This is a genomic window from Streptomyces sp. NPDC017676 (genome assembly GCF_044329325.1).
GTDB lineage: Bacteria > Actinomycetota > Actinomycetes > Streptomycetales > Streptomycetaceae > Streptomyces.
On sequence record NZ_JBIRJA010000008.1, the window covers coordinates 400,945 to 417,741 of the forward strand.

General features: G+C 73.7%; 16 protein-coding genes. 8 read left to right on the top strand and 8 right to left on the bottom strand.

The genetic code is table 11. The features are described from left to right. Window positions 1-328: 328 nt before the first annotated feature. The gene (locus ACH4LD_RS20265; protein ID WP_398056213.1) at window positions 329-1,372 is read left to right on the top strand and encodes a helix-turn-helix domain-containing protein; all 1,044 of its coding nucleotides are present in this window, start codon (window positions 329-331) and stop codon (window positions 1,370-1,372) included. Window positions 1,373-1,574: 202 nt separating this feature from the next. Further along, complete coding sequence (locus ACH4LD_RS20270) at window positions 1,575-2,552, top strand: alpha/beta hydrolase (RefSeq protein ID WP_398056212.1); 978 nt, start codon at window positions 1,575-1,577, stop codon at window positions 2,550-2,552. Window positions 2,553-2,594: 42 nt separating this feature from the next. On the opposite strand, the gene ACH4LD_RS20275 is transcribed toward ACH4LD_RS20270, so the two are convergent. Next, the gene (locus ACH4LD_RS20275) at window positions 2,595-3,575 is read right to left on the bottom strand and encodes a helix-turn-helix domain-containing protein (protein WP_398056211.1); all 981 of its coding nucleotides are present in this window, start codon (window positions 3,573-3,575) and stop codon (window positions 2,595-2,597) included. Window positions 3,576-3,882: 307 nt separating this feature from the next. On the opposite strand from ACH4LD_RS20275, the gene ACH4LD_RS20280 reads away from it, so the two are divergent. The 5 genes from ACH4LD_RS20280 (at window position 3,883) to ACH4LD_RS20300 (ending at window position 6,963) form a co-directional block, all read left to right on the top strand. Next, window positions 3,883-4,608, top strand: coding sequence for an alpha/beta hydrolase family protein (locus ACH4LD_RS20280; protein ID WP_132790294.1), 726 nt, complete (start codon window positions 3,883-3,885; stop codon window positions 4,606-4,608). A 43-nt stretch (window positions 4,609-4,651) separates the two neighbouring features. Further along, window positions 4,652-5,500, top strand: a complete 849-nt coding sequence (locus tag ACH4LD_RS20285) for an alpha/beta fold hydrolase (RefSeq protein WP_398056210.1) — start codon at window positions 4,652-4,654, stop codon at window positions 5,498-5,500. A gap of 108 nt (window positions 5,501-5,608) precedes the next feature. Then, window positions 5,609-6,076, top strand: a complete 468-nt coding sequence (locus ACH4LD_RS20290) for a DUF4232 domain-containing protein (RefSeq protein ID WP_398056209.1) — start codon at window positions 5,609-5,611, stop codon at window positions 6,074-6,076. A gap of 38 nt (window positions 6,077-6,114) precedes the next feature. After that, window positions 6,115-6,252: a hypothetical protein gene (locus ACH4LD_RS20295; RefSeq protein ID WP_398056208.1), complete on the top strand. Its 138-nt coding sequence runs from the start codon at window positions 6,115-6,117 to the stop codon at window positions 6,250-6,252. Window positions 6,253-6,318: 66 nt separating this feature from the next. Continuing rightward, on the top strand, window positions 6,319-6,963 hold the full coding sequence (locus tag ACH4LD_RS20300) for a TMEM175 family protein (RefSeq protein ID WP_398056207.1): 645 nt from the start codon (window positions 6,319-6,321) through the stop codon (window positions 6,961-6,963). Window positions 6,964-6,978: 15 nt separating this feature from the next. Here ACH4LD_RS20300 and ACH4LD_RS20305 read toward each other — a convergent pair whose 3' ends face one another. The 3 genes from ACH4LD_RS20305 to mdlC form a co-directional block, all read right to left on the bottom strand. Further along, a complete protein-coding gene (locus ACH4LD_RS20305; RefSeq protein ID WP_398056206.1) occupies window positions 6,979-8,238 on the bottom strand; it encodes an MFS transporter in 1,260 nt (419 codons plus the stop codon). 76 nt (window positions 8,239-8,314) lie between these two features. After that, entirely contained in the window at window positions 8,315-9,769 is a 1,455-nt protein-coding gene (locus ACH4LD_RS20310) for a benzaldehyde dehydrogenase (RefSeq protein WP_398056205.1), read from the bottom strand. 54 nt (window positions 9,770-9,823) lie between these two features. Continuing rightward, entirely contained in the window at window positions 9,824-11,404 is a 1,581-nt protein-coding gene (mdlC, locus tag ACH4LD_RS20315) for a benzoylformate decarboxylase (RefSeq protein WP_398056204.1), read from the bottom strand. A 95-nt stretch (window positions 11,405-11,499) separates the two neighbouring features. Between mdlC and ACH4LD_RS20320 the strand changes: the two genes are divergently transcribed. Then, complete coding sequence (locus ACH4LD_RS20320; RefSeq protein ID WP_132790282.1) at window positions 11,500-12,429, top strand: LysR family transcriptional regulator; 930 nt, start codon at window positions 11,500-11,502, stop codon at window positions 12,427-12,429. Between the two features lie 396 nt (window positions 12,430-12,825). On the opposite strand, the gene ACH4LD_RS20325 is transcribed toward ACH4LD_RS20320, so the two are convergent. The 4 genes from ACH4LD_RS20325 to ACH4LD_RS20340 form a co-directional block, all read right to left on the bottom strand. Further along, window positions 12,826-14,067: a cytochrome P450 gene (locus tag ACH4LD_RS20325; protein ID WP_398056203.1), complete on the bottom strand. Its 1,242-nt coding sequence runs from the start codon at window positions 14,065-14,067 to the stop codon at window positions 12,826-12,828. Further along, the gene (locus ACH4LD_RS20330; RefSeq protein ID WP_398106180.1) at window positions 14,064-14,324 is read right to left on the bottom strand and encodes an amidohydrolase family protein; all 261 of its coding nucleotides are present in this window, start codon (window positions 14,322-14,324) and stop codon (window positions 14,064-14,066) included. The genes ACH4LD_RS20325 and ACH4LD_RS20330 overlap by 4 nt, the downstream gene beginning before the upstream one ends. Window positions 14,325-15,258: 934 nt before the next feature. After that, window positions 15,259-16,146, bottom strand: a complete 888-nt coding sequence (locus ACH4LD_RS20335; RefSeq protein ID WP_398056201.1) for an NAD(P)-dependent oxidoreductase — start codon at window positions 16,144-16,146, stop codon at window positions 15,259-15,261. Then, the gene (locus tag ACH4LD_RS20340; RefSeq protein ID WP_132790272.1) at window positions 16,143-16,481 is read right to left on the bottom strand and encodes an antibiotic biosynthesis monooxygenase family protein; all 339 of its coding nucleotides are present in this window, start codon (window positions 16,479-16,481) and stop codon (window positions 16,143-16,145) included. Before ACH4LD_RS20340 ends, ACH4LD_RS20335 begins: the two co-directional genes overlap by 4 nt. Window positions 16,482-16,797: the final 316 nt, after the last annotated feature.

Sequence of the window (16,797 nt, forward strand, 5' to 3'; positions counted from 1 at the left end):
GCACCTTCTTTCGTCATGCGGTCACAACGACCTGACCGCCGGCCGGCTTCCTCACTCGGCGCGATCGTTCGGGATGTCAGTCATCTCGCATCGAGATGACCGCGTCGGCACCGGGCGTCGACCCTGGACGCGGGTGGACGGTGCTTTTGCCGGGCGACGCACGCGGCGATGCCTCACCGCGCACGGCTCATGCCCCTGTCCGCACGGAACGCCGGACGGCCCCCCGCGGCCCGCCCAGCCGCTCCAGGCTGGCAGGCGTGGGCTCCTCGCCGGACGTCCACCGCCGGACCGTCCCGGCGCGGAACCACCGTCTCAACCAGGGGATCCCATGAACCCGATGCCCCCGCCCACCGCAACCGGCAGCGCCGCCGGCCGCCCCCCGTACCCGGACCTGACCCTGGCGAGCGCCCCGGTGCCCGCGCTGACACGCGCCTTCCTGCCCGCCCACGTCCGTGCCACCGCCCGCTTCACCGGACCCGCACAGGTCCGCACGCTCGGTCTCCTCCAGGTCAGCACCTACCGCGGAGCGGCACGGTCCTTCGTCCGCCCCACCGAGGACACCACCGGATCCCATCTGACGCTGGGCGTCCACTCCTCCGGCAGGGCGACCCTGGTCCGGGGAGACCGCACCGCGGCCTGCCGTCCGGACGACATCTTCGTCTGCGACGGAGCGGTGCCCTTCCTGCTGCACGAGTCGCTGGACTTCGAACTGCACCTCGTCCGGATCCCACGGGTCGCCCTCACGCTGACCGACCGCCAGGCGCGGGCGCTCAGCGCCCGCGCACCCTTCGCCGACGGCCCCGTGGCGCCCCTGCTCGGCCCCCTGCTGCGGACGTTCCTCGACGCCCTGCCCGCGTACCCGCCGGCGACGGCGCTCCGCCTGGCCACGACCGTCACGGGGTTCGTCGGCTCGCTCGCGGTGGAGGACGCGGAGGACGTGGCGGGCACCGTGGACGCGGCGAGTACGGCGGGCGCGGCGGGGGCCGCAAGCGCGTGCGGACCGGTGCAGGAGCAGCAGGACCTCCTGCGGCGCGTGCGTGCCTACGTCGACGCGCGGCTGTGGGACCGCACCCTGACCCCCGCCACGATCGCCACGGCCCAGCACATCTCGGTCCGCTATCTGCACAAGCTCTTCGAGGGTCAGGGCAGCACGATCGGCCGGTGGATCCAGCACCGCCGCCTGGAGGAGGCGCGGCGCGAGCTGGCCCGGCCCGAGGCGCGGGACGTCGCGGTGGGGACGGTGGCCAAGCGGTGGGGCTTCGCCAACGCCACCCACTTCAGCCGGAGTTTCCGCGCGGCCTACGGCATGTCACCGCGCGAGTGGCGCGACGGTACCCGGCCGTCCGAGGGCCCCACCGGCGGGCACGGCTGACGTCGGGAACTGTGCACGCAGCGGCAAGTATCCGTGGCAAGGTGCCGCCCGCATCAGGTTCGCCGCGCCCTAGGCTGGGCAGTCGTGCCGGTGGAGCCGCCTCCGGCGCCGCACGCCTGCCTGCCCGGCCGCGGGGGAGGGGCCGGCACCCTTTCCGACGGTCCGGTCCTCCGCACGGCCGGGCCCCCGCGCAGGAGTTCTCTTGCAAGATGACGTTCCCGCCCCTGGGGCCCCGCCCGTCCTGGAGCGGTTGGCACGCGCCTTCGTCGAGACGTACGCACTGCCTGCGTCCTCGGACCCGGACGCGGTCGGCGCCAGGGCGCGGGTGGCGTCCTTGTGGACCGGTGACGACGGCGACGAGCCGGACATCGAGGAGGAGTGGCTGGCCCTGCCCGGCGGCGACGGCCACCGCGTCCGGGTGCGCATCCTCCGCCCCGCCGGCAGTGACGAAGCGCTGCCGGTGGTGCTGTACCTGCACGGACTGGGCTGGATGCTGACCGATGCGTACGCGCACCGGCACCTGCTGACCGACCTCGTCCTCGGAACGGACGCCGCCGTGGTCATCCCGGAGTACGACGCGCCGGAGGACGTCCGCTATCCGGGCGCCGTGGAGCGGGCGTACACCGTGGCCCGGTGGATCGCCCGGCACGGCGGGGGATGCCGGCTGGACGGGAGCAGGATGGCCGTCGTCGGTGCCAGCGCGGGCGCCCAGCACGCCGCCTCGCTCGCCCTCCTGGCGCGGCAGCGCGGTGGCCCGGCCCTGCGGCACCAGGTGCTGCTCTGCCCGGTGACCGACGCCGCGATGGACACCCCTTCCTACGAGCAGTTCGCCGACGGCTACTTCCTCAGCCGCGCGGCCATGCGCGACTACTGGGAGCAGTACGCACCCGACCCACGGATCCGGACGCACGACACCGTCTCCCCGCTGCGCGCACCCACCCGCTCGCTGCGCGGCCTGCCGCCGACGCTCGTCCTCACCGCCGAGGCCGACGTGCTGCGCGACGAGGGCGAGGCCTACGCCTCCCATCTCAGGGAGGCGGACGTCCCCGTGGTGTCCATCCGCTACCACGGGACGATCCACGGCTTCGTGCTCTTCGACCCCCTCCGCGGCACCGACGCCTCCCGGGCGGCCCGCATCCAGGTGACGGACACCCTGCACACCGCGTTGCACGCCGCCTGACCGGTCCGGCCGGGTGACCCCGACGCGTGCGGCGCGTCCGGGTCACCCGGCCGCGCCCATCGCCTCCGCGCGCCGCAGCCGCCGCCACTCGCTCGGCGCCACCCCGTACGCCGCCTGGAAGCGCCGGCTGAAATGGCTCGGGCTGCTGAACCCGCAGCGGGTGGCGATCGCCGCCACGGTGAGACGGTCGTACCGGGTGGCGGCGAGCATCTCCCGTGCCTTGCCGAGGCGCTCGGTGATGAGCCACTGCTCCAGGCTGAGCCCCGCCTCACTGAGCAGCACGTAGAGCCGGCGCACGGAGATCGCGTGCTCCGCCGCGATCCGTTCGGGCGTCAGATCGCGGTCCGCGAGGTGGCGCCGCGCATGGGTCATGATCCGGGTGAGCAGGGTGTCGTCCAGGACGGAGCGGACGGCGGCGGACTCCTCGGCGTGCGCGGCCGACACGAGCAGCGCACGCACCAGATCGGTCGTCGCGGACGCCAGGTGCCGCGCGCCGGGGTCGGCTTCCAGCCCGTCCGGGTCGCGCCACAGCCCGCGCAGATGGGTCAGGACCAGGTCGTGCAGCGGACTGGCACGCAGCCGTTCCGCCGCCCGCACCACCACGTCCACCGGCAGCCCGAGCCGGTGCATGTCGAACAGCATGGACCGGGACGCCCCGTCGCCGGACCAGCCGTACACCCGAGGCGACAGCTCGTGGAAGACACAGATGTCGTCCGGACCCAACATCCGTCGCGCGCCGGAGACCTCGGCCCGGTGCACCCCCTCCGTCTGGAGCGAGACGGAGACCACCGGGTTGCTCCGGTGGTGCCGGACGTGCCGTTCCGTGCGCCGCACCTCGAAGCCGGAGTTGCGGGTGGCGAAGAGATGCAGACCTCCCACCCGCCACATCCGCATACGGGCGTGGATGCCGGACGCGGGCTCCTCGTGGACCACGTCGTTGGGCACCGACGAGTCCGTCAACGCGTGGTGGAACGCGTCCACCCGGTCACGTGGCGCCACGGTGGCGAGATCGAGCAGCAGCACACAACCCCCCGGATCGAATGTCTGGATGCCGCGATCCGACGATACGGCGCCCCCGGACGGGCCGGCGGCCGGTGAGCGCGCACAGGCCACAGACGGTGCGCACACAGTCAATCCGCCCCGCCGCGCCCGCCCTAGGGTTCCGGACGTACCGGAGGTTTCGCCCACGGCGTGGTGGCGCGCTCCGCGCACCCACCGGACCACCCACGGGTCCGGACGTCCCGCGGCCCCGGCACCCACCCACGAGCCACCCACCCGCCCGGCAGCCGGGCGAGGGCCGGCACCCACCCAGCGACCAGGGAGTCTCCCCATGTCCCGTCCCGACCGTCCGACCGTCGTCCTCGTCCACGGGGCTTTCGCCGACGCCTCCAGCTACGCGGAGGTCATCCCCCGGCTGATCGCCCGCGGCTTCGACGTCGTCGCCCCGGCCGTGCCCAACCGCAGCCTCATCGGGGACGCCGCCTACGTCGCCGCGATCGTCCGCCAGATCCCCGGCCCCGTCGTCCTGGTGGGCCACTCCTACGGCGGCGCCGTCATCACGGTCGCCGGCACCGAGGACAACGTCAGCGCGCTGGTCTACCTGGCCGGTTACGCCCTGGAGGAGGGTGAGAGCCTCGGCGAGCTGCAGGGCCGCTTCCCCGACTCCGACCTGGCCGCCGCCCTCGTCTACACCCCGTTCCCCGTCGAGGGTTCGGACCAGCCCGGCACCGACGTGTCGGTCCAGCCCGACAAGTTCCCGGCCATCTTCGCCGCCGACGTCGACCCCCGCCTCACCTCCGTCCTCGCCGTGTCCCAGCGCCCGCTGGCCGCGCAGGCCTTCACCGAGGCGGCCCCGGCCGCGGCCTGGAAGACCAAGCCGTCCTGGGGCCTGGTCTCCTCCGCCGACCACACCATCAACCCCGACGTGGAGCGCTTCGGCTACCGGCGCGCCGGCATGACCACCGTCGAGGTGGACTCCTCCCACCTGGTCATGCTCGCCCACCCCGAGAGGGTCGTGCACCTCATCGAGGACGCCGTCCGGGCCACCTCAAGCTGACCGCGGCCCGCCCCACCCCTCCGCCCCCGACAGAGAGCGAACGATGAACCCACCGATCTCGCGCCGTACCGTGACCACGTCCCTCCTGGCCGGTGCCGCCGCCCTGGGCACCGCCGGAATCGCGCACGCCGCGCCGGCCGCCGGCCGAACCGCCGCCGGACACGACCGCCCGGCCGACCCCACCGTCGTCCTGATCCACGGCGCGTTCGCCGACGGCTCAAGCTGGAGCGCCGTCGTCCAGCGCCTGCTGCGGCAGGGCCACCGGGTGCTGGCGCCCGCCCTGCCCCTGCGCGGACTGGCGAGCGACGCCGCCTACATCCGCAGCGTCCTGGAGAGCGTGAGCGGACCGATCGTCCTGGTCGGGCACTCCTACGGCGGTGCCGTCATCAGCGAGGCCGCGGCCGGTCTCCCGAGCGTCAAGGCGCTGGTCTACATCGCCGCCTTCGTCCCCGAGATCGGGGAGAGCGCGCTCCAGCTCACCGACAAGTTCCCCGGCAGCACCCTGGGACAGGCGACCGTCACCCAGCACTACCCGCTGCCGGACGGCGGCCAGGGCGAGGAACTGGTCATCAGGAAGGACCTCTTCCGCAACCAGTTCGCCGCCGGTGTCCCCGTGCCGACCGCCCAGGTCATGGCCGCGGGCCAGCGCCCGATCACCCTGGCCGCGCTCCAGGAACCGGCCACCGCCGCCGCGTGGAAGAAGATCCCCAGCTGGTACCTCGTGGCCACCGAGGACCGCAACATCCCGCCGGCCGCCGAACGGTGGATGGCCGAGCGCGCCCGCGCCCACACCGTCGCCGTCCGCGCCCCGCACGCGGTGTCCGTGAGCGACCCCGGCCCCGTCACCGACCTGATCCTGCGCGCGGTCCGGTCCGTCCGCACCGGCCACTGATCCGGCCCGCCGCCCGTCACCGCGCCGGCCCCGTGCCGGCGCGCACACGGGCTACGGCGCCTGTGACCCCCGAGCGCCTGTGACCCCGAGGAAGAAGCACCAAGCACCATGCCGCTCCGTCGCATCCTGCCCGCCGTGCTCGCCTGCTGCGCCCTGCTGACCGCGTGTACGGGCCACAGCGCGGACGGCACCTCCGGGGGCGCCCCGCCCGCGTCCGCCGCCAGCGGTACGCCGTCGTCGACGGCCCCTGGCCCCGCCCGCGGCGACACGCCCAGCCCCTCCGGGCCGGCCGGCACCGGTACGGCTGCGGCGTCGCCCGCCGCACCGGCACCGAAACGCTGCCGCACCTCCGACCTGAGGGCCTCCCTCGGGCCCGACCACCCCGGGGCCGGGCAGCAGAACTTCGCCCTCGTGCTGACCAACCGGTCCCCGCGCACGTGCAGCCTGTACGGCTTCCCGGGCGTGGCGTTCGTCGACGGAGCGGGCGACGCCGTCACCCCGGACCCCGAGCGGGCCACCGACCAGCCGCCCCAGGGGGTGACGCTGGCCCCGGGGCCGGCGCCTGGTCGGCGCTGAGCTACACCGATCCGGCGATCACCGGCGTCACCACCGTCATGCCGCGGACCCTGCTGGTCACCCCGCCCGACGAGACCGCCCCGCTGTCCGTCCGCTGGACCGGCGGCAAGGTCTCCGACACGGGTAAGGCGTCCGTCCCCCGCGTGAGTCCGCTCAGGCCGGGCAGCGGGCCCTGACACACCCGTCCCGGCCCCCGTCCCGTCCCATCCCGTCCCGTTGTCAACGAGCGCGTCAGGAGCAGTGTGTCCCGCACCCGCCTCCGCGGTTTCTCCCGGTCCGACACCACCCGCGCGGAGGCCTTCAGCGACGGCGTGCTGGCCATCGCCGTCACGCTGCTGGCCCTCGGTCTCGCCGACCCACCGCACCGGCCGGGCGGCCTCGGCCACGCCCTGCTGGCCCAGTGGCCCGCCTACCTCGGCTATCTGGCCTCCTTCGGATACGTGTCGGTCATCTGGCTCAATCACCACCAGGCGTTCGTGCGGGTCCGCGTGATGGACCGGGGACTGCACGCCGCGAACCTGCTGCTGTTGTTCAGCACGGCGGCGCTGTCGTTCCCCACGGCGGTCGTCGCGGACGCGCTCCAGGCGGACCCGGACGGTTCCGACGCCCGGGTCGCCGTCGCCCTCTACGCCGGTCTGGCGGCGGTGATGTGCCTGAGCTGGGTGGCCTTCTACCACCAACTGGCCCGCCGTCCCGAGCTGTTGATCCCGGAGGTGGAGAGCGCGTACGTACGGCACGGCCGCCTGCGGTCCTGGGCGGGAGCGCTGGCGTACGGCGCCGCCGGGCTCCTCGGTGTCCTGGTCGCGCCGCTGGCGGCCGTCGCCGTCTTCGTCGTGCTCCCGGTGTTCTACTTCATCACCAGTGACGGCTTTCCCGAGGGACGGTGAACGCACCCGTCCCCGTCAGGCGGCGGGTTCGACGGCGGGATCCCGCGGGGGCCGGGCCGGGAGGGTGAGCACGGCCAGGAAGGCCAGGACGGCCACCGTGGCGAAGAAGTAGAAGCCCCAGGGGTGGCCGATCCCGGCGGAGACCAGGGCGCCGGTGATCGACGGGCCGACGATGGAGCCGATGCGGCCGATGCCGGACGCGGAGCCGAGCGCGGTGCCGCGGACGGAGGCCGGGTAGTAGTGGGTGACGTAGGCGTAGACGAGCACCTGTGCCGAGAAGACGAACACACCGGTGAGGAAGACGACGGTGTCGAGCAGCAGGTCGCTGTCCATTCTGACGCTGAGACAGGCCAGCATGCCCACCGAGACCGCGAACCAGCCCAGCGTGGTGAGCTTGATGCCGCGCCGGTCGGCCACGAAGCCGCCCAGCACCAGGCCGGCCACGCCGCCGACGTTGAGTATGAGGAGCTGGGTGACGGCCGTGGGGACGGGGTAGCCGGCGTCGTTCATGAGCTTGGGCAGCCAGGTGTTGAGGCCGTAGACCAGCAACAGGCCCATGAAGGAGGCGACCCAGATCCCGATGCCGGCGCGGAGGTAGGCCGGCTTGAGCAGTTCGGTGAACGGAACGCGCTCGGCACCCGGTGCCTCCTTGGCGCGGACGAACGCCTCCGACTCCGGCAGACGGAACCACTGGACGACCGCGACGACCAGTCCGGCGACCCCCAGGACGTAGAAGAGGACCTCCCAGTCCTCGGTCACCCGCAGCGCGAGCAGCGAGGTGATCACGGCGCCGGTGTGGTAGCCGGTCATGGTCAGCGTGCTGGCGCGCGCCCGCCGGTCCGCCGGCATGTGTTCGGCCATCATCGTCAGGGACACGGGCATGCACGCGCCGAGCCCCAGACCCGCTGTGAGGCGGAGTACGGCGAACATCGTGACCGAGCCGGCGAGCGGCACCAGCAGGGTGAAGACCGAGAACAGCACGACCGAACCGATGAGCAGCAGGCGCCGGCCGAGCCGGTCGGCCAGCGGACCGACCAGCACCGCGCCGATGGCGACGCCGACGAGCGACAGCGTGGCGATGGTGGTCGCGTCCCCCGCTGTCATGCCGAGGTGACGCGTCTTGAGCAGGGTCGGGATGATGGCGCCGAGGACGACGAGGTCGTAGCCCTCCAGCAGGACGGTGATCCAGCACAGGACCACCGTCCAGAGGTTGCGTCCGGCGGTGCCGGTCCCCGAGGTGGTGCCGGACGCGTCGGACGAGGCGATGGATGCCATGGCGGTGTGCCCCCTGAGAGCGGCTGCGGGAGACGGAGATGGGGAGGGTGCTGAGCGGTGGTGCCGGACCGCGGTTTCAGAACGGGTACTCGGCGATGTCCGGTCGCACGGTGAGCCACTGCGTCTCGGTGAACGCCTCGACGTTGGCGGCCGCGCCGCCGAACCGGGAGCCGGTGCCCGACGCCTTGACCCCGCCGAAGGGCGCGTTGGGCTCGTCGCTGACGGTCTGTTCGTTGATGTGGACCTTGCCGGAGTCGATCCGGTCGGCGAGCCTCATCGCCGTACCGACGTCACCGAGGATGCCGACGGACAGCCCGTACTCGCAGTCGTTCACGATCCGCGCGGCCTCCTCCGGCGAGGAGAAGCCGATGACGGGCGCGACGGGCCCGAAGATCTCCTCGCGCCACGCCGGCATGTCGGTGGTCAGACCGGTCAGCACGGTGGCGCGGTACCCGGCACCCACGATCTCGCCGCCCGCGGCCAGCGTCGCGCCCGCCGCGACGCTCTCGGTGACGATGCGGTGCACCCGCTCCAGCTGCCGCCGGTCGATGATCGGGCCGAGCGCCACGTCCTCCCGGGCCGGGTCGCCGACGGGCAGCGCCCGGGCCTTCGCGGCGAGCGCGGCGGTGTACTCCTCCAGCAGGGACTCGTGCACGATGTGCCGGCCGGTCGTCATGCAGATCTGCCCCTGGTGCAGATACGAGCCGAACGCACCGGCCGAGGCCGCCTTGCCCACATCGGCGCCGGGCAGCACGACCAGGGCGTTGTTCCCGCCCAGTTCGAGGTGGGCCCGCTTGAGCAGACGGCCGGCCCGCTCGCCGATGGCCCGCCCCACCGGCGTGGACCCGGTGAACGACACGACCCGCACCTCGGGGGCCTCGACGACCGCCTCGCCCACCGAGCCGTCACCGGGGAGCAGATGGAGCACACCGGGGGGCAGTCCGGCCTCCTCGAAGACCCGGGCGATGACGACTCCGCCGCTCACCGCCGTCCGCGGATCCGGCTTGAGCAGCACCGCGTTGCCCAGCGCCAGCGCGGGAGCCACCGAGCGCAGCCCCAGGATCAGCGGGAAGTTGAACGGCGCGATCACGCTCACCACCCCGGCCGGGCGGCGCCGGGCGAACGACCAGCGGGGCTCCTCGGACGTCAGCACCTCACCCTGCGGACACGTCGGCAGCGCCGCGCACTCGAAGCACTCGCCCCGCGCCAGCCCCACCTCGAAACCCGCCTTGGCCCGGACGGAGCCCGCCTCCCGCACCAGCCAGTCCTCGATCTCGGCGGCGTGCTCGGTGAACAGCTCGCCCGCGCGGCGCAGTACGGCCGCCCGTTCCTGCGGGGACGTGGCCGCCCAGGCCCGCTGCGCCTCGGCGGCCCTGGCGGCGGCACGCCCCACCTCCGCCACCGTGGCCAGGCCCACGGTGCCGAGCCGGTCCCCGGTCGCCGGCTCGACGACCGGCTGCTCGCCGGTGGCGTCCTTCCAGCCGTCGCCGAAAAGCCTCTTGCTCCAGACGTCGCTGTCCAGGAGTGTCATCCAAATTCCCTTCGTGAAGCCCGCGGAACGGGTGGGCTCTCGGTCGCAGCGTGCTCAGGAGGGCGTGGTGAGCGCCGTGTCCACCTGGACGAGCCGGGGGCCGTCCGGGCGTTCGGCGAGGACCGCCCGCAACTCGTCCACGCCGTCGGCGTGCAGGGCGGGCACCCCGTAGCCCTCCGAGATACGGGTGAAGTCCAGGCCCGGGATGTCCAGGCCCGGAGCGTCCGGCACGCCGAGGAGGCCGCCGAACCAGCGCAACGCGCCGTACGTCCCGTTGCGCAGCAGCACCACCGTGAGCGGAACCCGGTGCTGGGCGGCCGTCCACAGGGCGGTGATGCCGTAGTTGGCCGAGCCGTCCCCGATCACCCCCACGACCGGCCGGCCGGGTTGAGCCATGGCGACCCCGACCGCGCCGGGCAGGCCGAACCCGAGACCGCCCGCCGCCGGGAAGTAGTAGGAGCCGGGCCGGCGCAGATCCATCTGGCGCCACCACGAGGAGTTGGTCGAGGTCGACTCCACGACGTACGCCGTGTCGGCGGGCAGTTCGTCCCGCAGGGCCGCGAAGACCTCCTCCGGATGCAGGCGCGGCCCCTCCGCGGAGCGCGGCGCCGGCACGGCCCGGTAGCCGCCCGAGGGCACCTCGGACGCGTCGAGCGCCTTCGCCAGCAGCTCGATCACCGCGCCGGGGTCGGCGACCAGCGCCTCGCCCATCGGCGCCCGCGCGGCGGCGGAGGCGTCCTCCGTCACCTGGATCAGCCGGGTGCCCGCCGGCAGATACCGCCCGGGGAGGTGTTCGTGGTAGCGGAACACGGGGGCGCCGAGCACCAGCACCAGATCGTGGCCCTCGAAGGCCCGGCAGACCGGCTCGATACCGGCGGGAAGCACACCGCGGAACAACGGGTGGCGGTTGGGGAAGGGGAGCCGGAAGAGCGAGGGCGCCGCCCACACCGGGCCGCCGAGCCGCTCGGCCAGCCGTACGGCGTCGTCGAAGCGTCCAGCCGTGTCGATGTCACCGCCCAGGACGAGCGCGGGCCGCCGGGCGCCGGCCACCGCCTCGGCGAGCCGTCGACCCTGTTCGCCGGCGGGCACCCCCGCGCGCTCGACCCGCCGGTCCAGCACGGCCGACGCGTTCTCGCCCGCGTCGGCCGCCCAGTCGTCGTAGGGGACGGAGAGGTAGGACGGCCGGCGCTGCAACCGCGCCTCGAAGACGGCCTGGGCGAGCGCGCGCGGCACGTCCTGGGCGCACGCCGGCTCGGCGGCCCAGCCGACGAGCGGCCTCATCAGCGCCGGGGCGTCGACGCTGGCGAGGTTGGCCTCCGGCCCGATGGCCGGCCGTACCTGCTGACCGGCCACGATCACCAGCGGCGTCCGCGAGGCCACGGCGTTCGTCAGCGCCCCCATCGCGTTGCCGGAGCCGGAGGCGGCGTGCAGATTGACCAGCACCGGCCGGCCCGTGGCCTGGGCGTAGCCGTCGGCCATGCCCACGACGGCCCCCTCGTGCAGGCCCAGGACGTACCGGAACCCGTCGGGGAGGTCGGTGAGGAAGGGCAGCTCGTTCGAACCGGGGTTGCCGAAGACGGTGGTCAGCCCCTGGCGCTCCAGGAACTCATGGGCGATGCGGCGCACGGACGGCACAGGCGTTCCTCTCGGAAGTGACGCAGCACACGCTAGGGAGCGCGCGACCTGGCCACCAATAAATGTTGGCGCCCCGCGATATAGACTCCATCGATATGAGCAGCTTCGACCTCAACCTCGCCCGGGTCTTCGTGCTGCTCTACGAGACGGGCAGCGTCACGGCCACCGCCGAGACCCTCCACGTCACCCAGCCGACGGTCAGCTACAGCCTGGCCAAACTCCGCCGGCACTTCGACGACGACCTCTTCCGCCGCACCGGCCGTGGCCTGACCCCGACCGCCGGCGCCCGGCGCCTCTACGAGCCGCTGCAACGCGCCCTGGCCGACATCGACGGGGCGATCCGCCAGGGCGACGACTTCGACCCCGCGACCATGGCGGGCCGCTTCACCCTCGCCCTGTCCGACCTCGGCGAGGTGACCCTCTTGCCCCGTCTCGTGGCGGCGGCCCGCGCACGCGCGCCCCGGGTGTCCTTCACCGTCCGCGCCCTCGACGTCGACGACGCCGAGGGCCAACTGCGCCGCGGCGAACTCGACGCGTTCGTCGCCACCCCCGTCCTGACCTCCCACCGCACCGTGCGCATCCCGCTCTTCCACGAGCGCTACGTCGGCATGGTCGCCGCCGACCACCCGCGCGTCCGGGGCGCGTCCGTCACCCTGGCCGAGCTGGCGGCCGAGCACCACGCCACGGTGTACGGCCCCAGCGGTCACGTCGTCCCCCGGTCCGTGCTCGCCACCTACGGGCTGCTGGACCGCGCGGCCGTGGACGCCACCCGTTTCTCGCTGCTGCCGTACCTGCTGGAGCGGACCGACCTGATCGCGATCGTCCCCGAGTACGTCGGGGAGGTCTTCACCGCCTCCCACCGCCTGCGCCTGGTGCGTCTGCCGTTCGAGACGGAGCCGATCGAGGTCGCGCTCTACGCCCGGCACGAGGCCTCCCGCAGCCCGTCCCAGCGCTGGCTGGTGCAGTTCATGGCGGAAGTCCTGGGCGAACGGGTCAGCCCGGCCCAACTGCCGCCCAGCGCCTAGGGACTCCGGGACGGGTGGGCGGCCGGTCAGCCGCGCGCGCCGGCCTCGGAGTGGCAGCCGAGTTCCAGGTACCGGGTGCGGGCGCCCCAGGATCCGAGGTCCGGAGTGTCGGCCAGGACGTCGTGCCGGCGCCGGGCGCCGGAAGCCGCCTCGCCGGAAGGGTCGTCGTCGTGCGCGGTCGGCGGATGGCCGGGGCGCCCGGCCCGGAGCCGTACGCCCGACCGCGCCTCGGACTCGCGGACCGGCTCCCGGAAGCCCAGCCGAGAACGGGACCTCCGTCGACCTCCGCGACATCGGCAGGGTGCGGACGCCAGGCCCCGGTCCCGCGCCGGGTGCGCCGCCGCCCGGCCGGTCACGCCGGTCGGGCGGTGGGGGCCTGCCGGGTGCCGCTGCCGCTCACCCCGCGGGATCGAGGACGACCGGCAGCTCCGCCAGGCCCCGGAAGGCCGGGAACGGGACCTCCAGCCAGCGCGGTCCACCGGTGGGGTCGGCCAGTGCCATCCGGGGGAACCGGTCGAACAGGCGGGTGAGGGCCAGTTGGGTTTCCAGCCGGGCCAGCGGGGCTCCCAGGCAGTAGTGGCTGCCGTGTCCGAAGCCGAGATGGGCGTCCTGCGCGTTGCCCGGCCGCCGCACGTCCAGCTCGTCCGGCGCGTCGAACTTCCGCGGGTCGCGGTTGGCCGAGCTGAGCGCGATCTGGACCAGGGCGCCCTTGGGGATCAGTGTCCCGCCGTACTCCACGTCCTCGGTCGCGTAGCGGAACGTCGCGCTCTCCACCGAGCCGTCGTAGCGCACCAGTTCCTCGACCGCCGCACGGATCAGCTCCGGGTCCTCCCGTACGGCGCGCAGCTGGGCGGGGTGGGACAGCAGGTGGTGGACGGCGTTGCCGATGAGGTAGGCGGTCGTCTTGTGCCCCGCGAACATCAGCAGGAACGCCGTGGAGACCAACTCGCTCTCCGTCAGCCCGCCGTCGTTGTCGCGGGCCGCGATCAGCGCGCTGAGCAGATCGTCACCCGGACGCTCGCGCTTGGCGTCGATGAGGTCGGTGAAGTAGACGTGCAGACCCTCCTCCGCCTGCTGCTGGGCCCGTTTGGCCTCCTCGCCGAAGCCGGTCTGCGCCACCGTGGTGGACAGGTGCTGCATGCGCTGCCTGTCCTCCGGCGGCACGCCCAGCAGATCGCAGATCACGATGATCGGCAGCGGGAACGCGAACGCGGGCAGCAGGTCGAAGCGCTCGCGGGCCGGGCACTCGTCCAGCAGGTCCCGGACGATCTCCTCGATCCGCGGCCGCAGCGCCGCCACGCGCCGCGGGGTGAACGCCGAGTTGACCAGCCGGCGCAGCCGGGTGTGCTTCGGCGCGTCGGAGTTGAGCATGTTGTCGTCCAGCGCGACGGACGAGTCGCCGAAGATCCTCCGGTAGGCGTCCATGGCCCCGTACATGTCCTTGCTCAGCCGCGGGTCCGACAGGGCGGTCCGCGCGTCCTCGTACCGGGTGATCAGATACGTCTCGTTGCCGTGCGGGGGTCTCATCGGGCAGACGGGCGCCGCGTCGCGGAGATGGGCGTAGACCGCGTGCGGATCGCGGCGGAACTCCGGGGTGCACCGCTCGGCCGCGGCGACGGCCTCTTGCGTGGTGGTCACGGACGGCTCCTGAGGTCGAAGAGGGTCTGGGCGTTGCCGCCGAGGATGAGCCGCTGGGACGCCTCGTCGACCGGCAACTTCTCGATCATGTGGATGAAGTCCTCCAGCGGGGCGGCCATCGGCGGCGAGTCGGTGCCGAACAACATCCGCTCCGGGCCCAGCACTTCGGCGTTCAGGCTCAGGTGCGCGGCGCTGAACGGGCTGGTGTCGACGTACATGCGCCGCAGGGCGGCGGCCGGGTCGGCGGCGGGCCGCACGGCCCGGGCCGCCGGCCGGCCGGCCGCTCGCTCCCCGGCCGTGCGGTCCCCGGGCGCCCGGCCCTCACCCTCCGGTCGAGCGGAGCCGGGCGCAGCGGCCCCGGGCCGCCCGGAGGGGGGGGGGGGGGGGGGGGGGGGGGGGGGGGGGGGGGGGGGGGGGGGGGGGGGCGGGGGGGCGGGCGGCCCCCCCCCCCCCCCCCGCGCCGCCCCGCCGGGCGGGGGCCGCGGGGCGCCGGGCCCCCGGGCCCCCCGGGGGGCGGCGCCCCCCCCCCCCCGGGCGGGGGCCCCGCCGCCGTGTGCAGGCGCTCCGGCAGCAGCGCCATCGCGCCGCCGCCGGTCGCGCCGATCAACCGCAGACCCGGGTATTTGTCCAGCCACCCCGCGAACGCGATCATGGCCATGCCCATCGTGACGTCGCCGAAGCGGCCGATCTGCTCGACGAACCCGGTCTCGTCCACCCGTTCCGTGCCCACCGGCTCGGCCGGGGCGTGCACCAGCACCGGCACCCCCGCCTCCGCGGCCAGCGCGAAGAAGGAGTCGGCGCGGGGCGAGCCGAGCAGCTCGCCATGCACGCTGGACGTGGTGATCAGACCGACGAAGGCCGGGTCCGCGAGGGTCTCCCGGACTCCTTCCAGGTGATCGTCGTCGCCGAACGGGTTGGCGTACACGTAGCCGCGCAACTGGTCCGGGAACCTCCGGATCAGCCCCGACATCCAGTCGTGGAAGCGGCGCAGCCGGTCGCGGGGCTGGGCGTAGTTGTCGACGCCCGGCACCCGCGCCATCGCGCCGGCCCCGACGGGGCTGCCGATGACGGTGAGGTCGATCCCGGCCTCGGCGCGGGCGGCGAGCATGCCGTCGACGTCGGTCAGGCTCGGGGGCATGGGGAAGCGTTCGGCCGCTTCCGGTGGGGACAGATGCCCGTGGATGTCGATGATCACGTGTCGGTTTCCGGTTTCGGTGCGAGTGCGCGGGTGACCGCGGCACAGTCCTGGTCGCCCAGCCCTTGCTCGGTGGCACGGACGTGGGTCTCCGCCGCGGCGGTCGCCAACGGCAGACTCAGGCCGACTGTCGCTGCCTGCTTGGAAGCGAGCATGAGGTCTTTCGCCATCAGCCGCAGCCGGAAGTCCGGCTCGTCGAAGCGGCCGGAGGCCAGGCGACGGGACTTGAACGCCATGACCGGCGAGGCGAAGCCGCTGCCCGCGATGGTCTTGAGGACCAGCTGCCGGTCGAGGCCGCAGGCGTCCGCCAGTTCGGTGGCCTCGGCCAGCGCCTGCACCTCTATGCCCATCAGCAGGTTGAGGAGCAGTTTCATCCGCATGCCTGACCCGAGTGCGCCCAGATGGACGACCTCCTTGCCCAGCGCCGTCAGCAGCGGGCGGGCGGCGTCGAAGACCCGCTTCTCGCCACCGGCGAACAGCCGCAGCTCTCCGTCGCGGGCGTGGTCGCGGTTGCCGAGCATGCCGACATCGAGGACCGAGGGCGCGTCCCCGGCGATCTGCACGACCTCGTCGGGGGCGACGGTGCTGGCGCAGATCAGGACGCCGGGGTACGGGCCGTCGGCCAGCACACCGTGCGGCCCGTGCAGTACGGCACCGAGGGCCTCGCCGTCGGAGACGACGCAGAGGGCGGCGCTCGTGCCCGCGACGGCCTCGGCGGGGTGGGCGGCGGGGTGGGCGCCCGCCTCGGCGAGAGGCGCGGTGCGCTGCGGGGTACGGTTCCAGACCCGGACCGGTATGCCCTGGTCGAGGAGGCGACCGGCCAGGCCGGCGCCCATCGTGCCGAGTCCGAGTACGGCGACGGGGCCGTTGACGGTGCCCGTCATGCGGACACCCCCTTGGTCTCCTTGATCACCCGGAACCGCATCGACTGCCGCTGGTCGACGAACTGGCGCAGCGGGGCCACCAGTTCCTGGTGCTCCTCGCTCTGCTGCCAGGCGAAGAAGTCCTCGGCCGACCGCCACTCGCTGGTGATCACCCACTGGCGGGAGTCGTCGACGGGTTCTCCGAGCCGTTCGACGATGTGGCCGGGGGTGTTGGACACGGACTTCCTCAGGTGCTCGTACAGATCCAGGAAGCCCTGCTCGCCGCCCTCGATCACGCGGACCGCGAAGACGACGTTCAGCTTCTCGGCCGACAGGCCGTTGTGGTTGGTGCCCATGTGTCTCCTCCTGAGTGAGATCGGGCAGGACACGACACCAACGGACTCATGTCCCTCGTACGGCTGCAACTCCGAATGGGGGAGCGGCCAGTGGCCACAAGGGGTGCACGTTCCGTCATTAGTCATTTCGAGTGACTGACGGGGGTCCTCCTCGGGGGTGACCCGCCGTACGGCGGCCGGGTGACGGATCGTCGCCGGAGATGAAAGGATGATCACCCTTCGAGGTGACACCGGGGCGGACCTCCCCGGGAGGGGAGTGGCGCGGCGTGCCCGACAGGCCGGCGGAAGAAGCGGCAGGCGAGGCGGCGACGCGGAC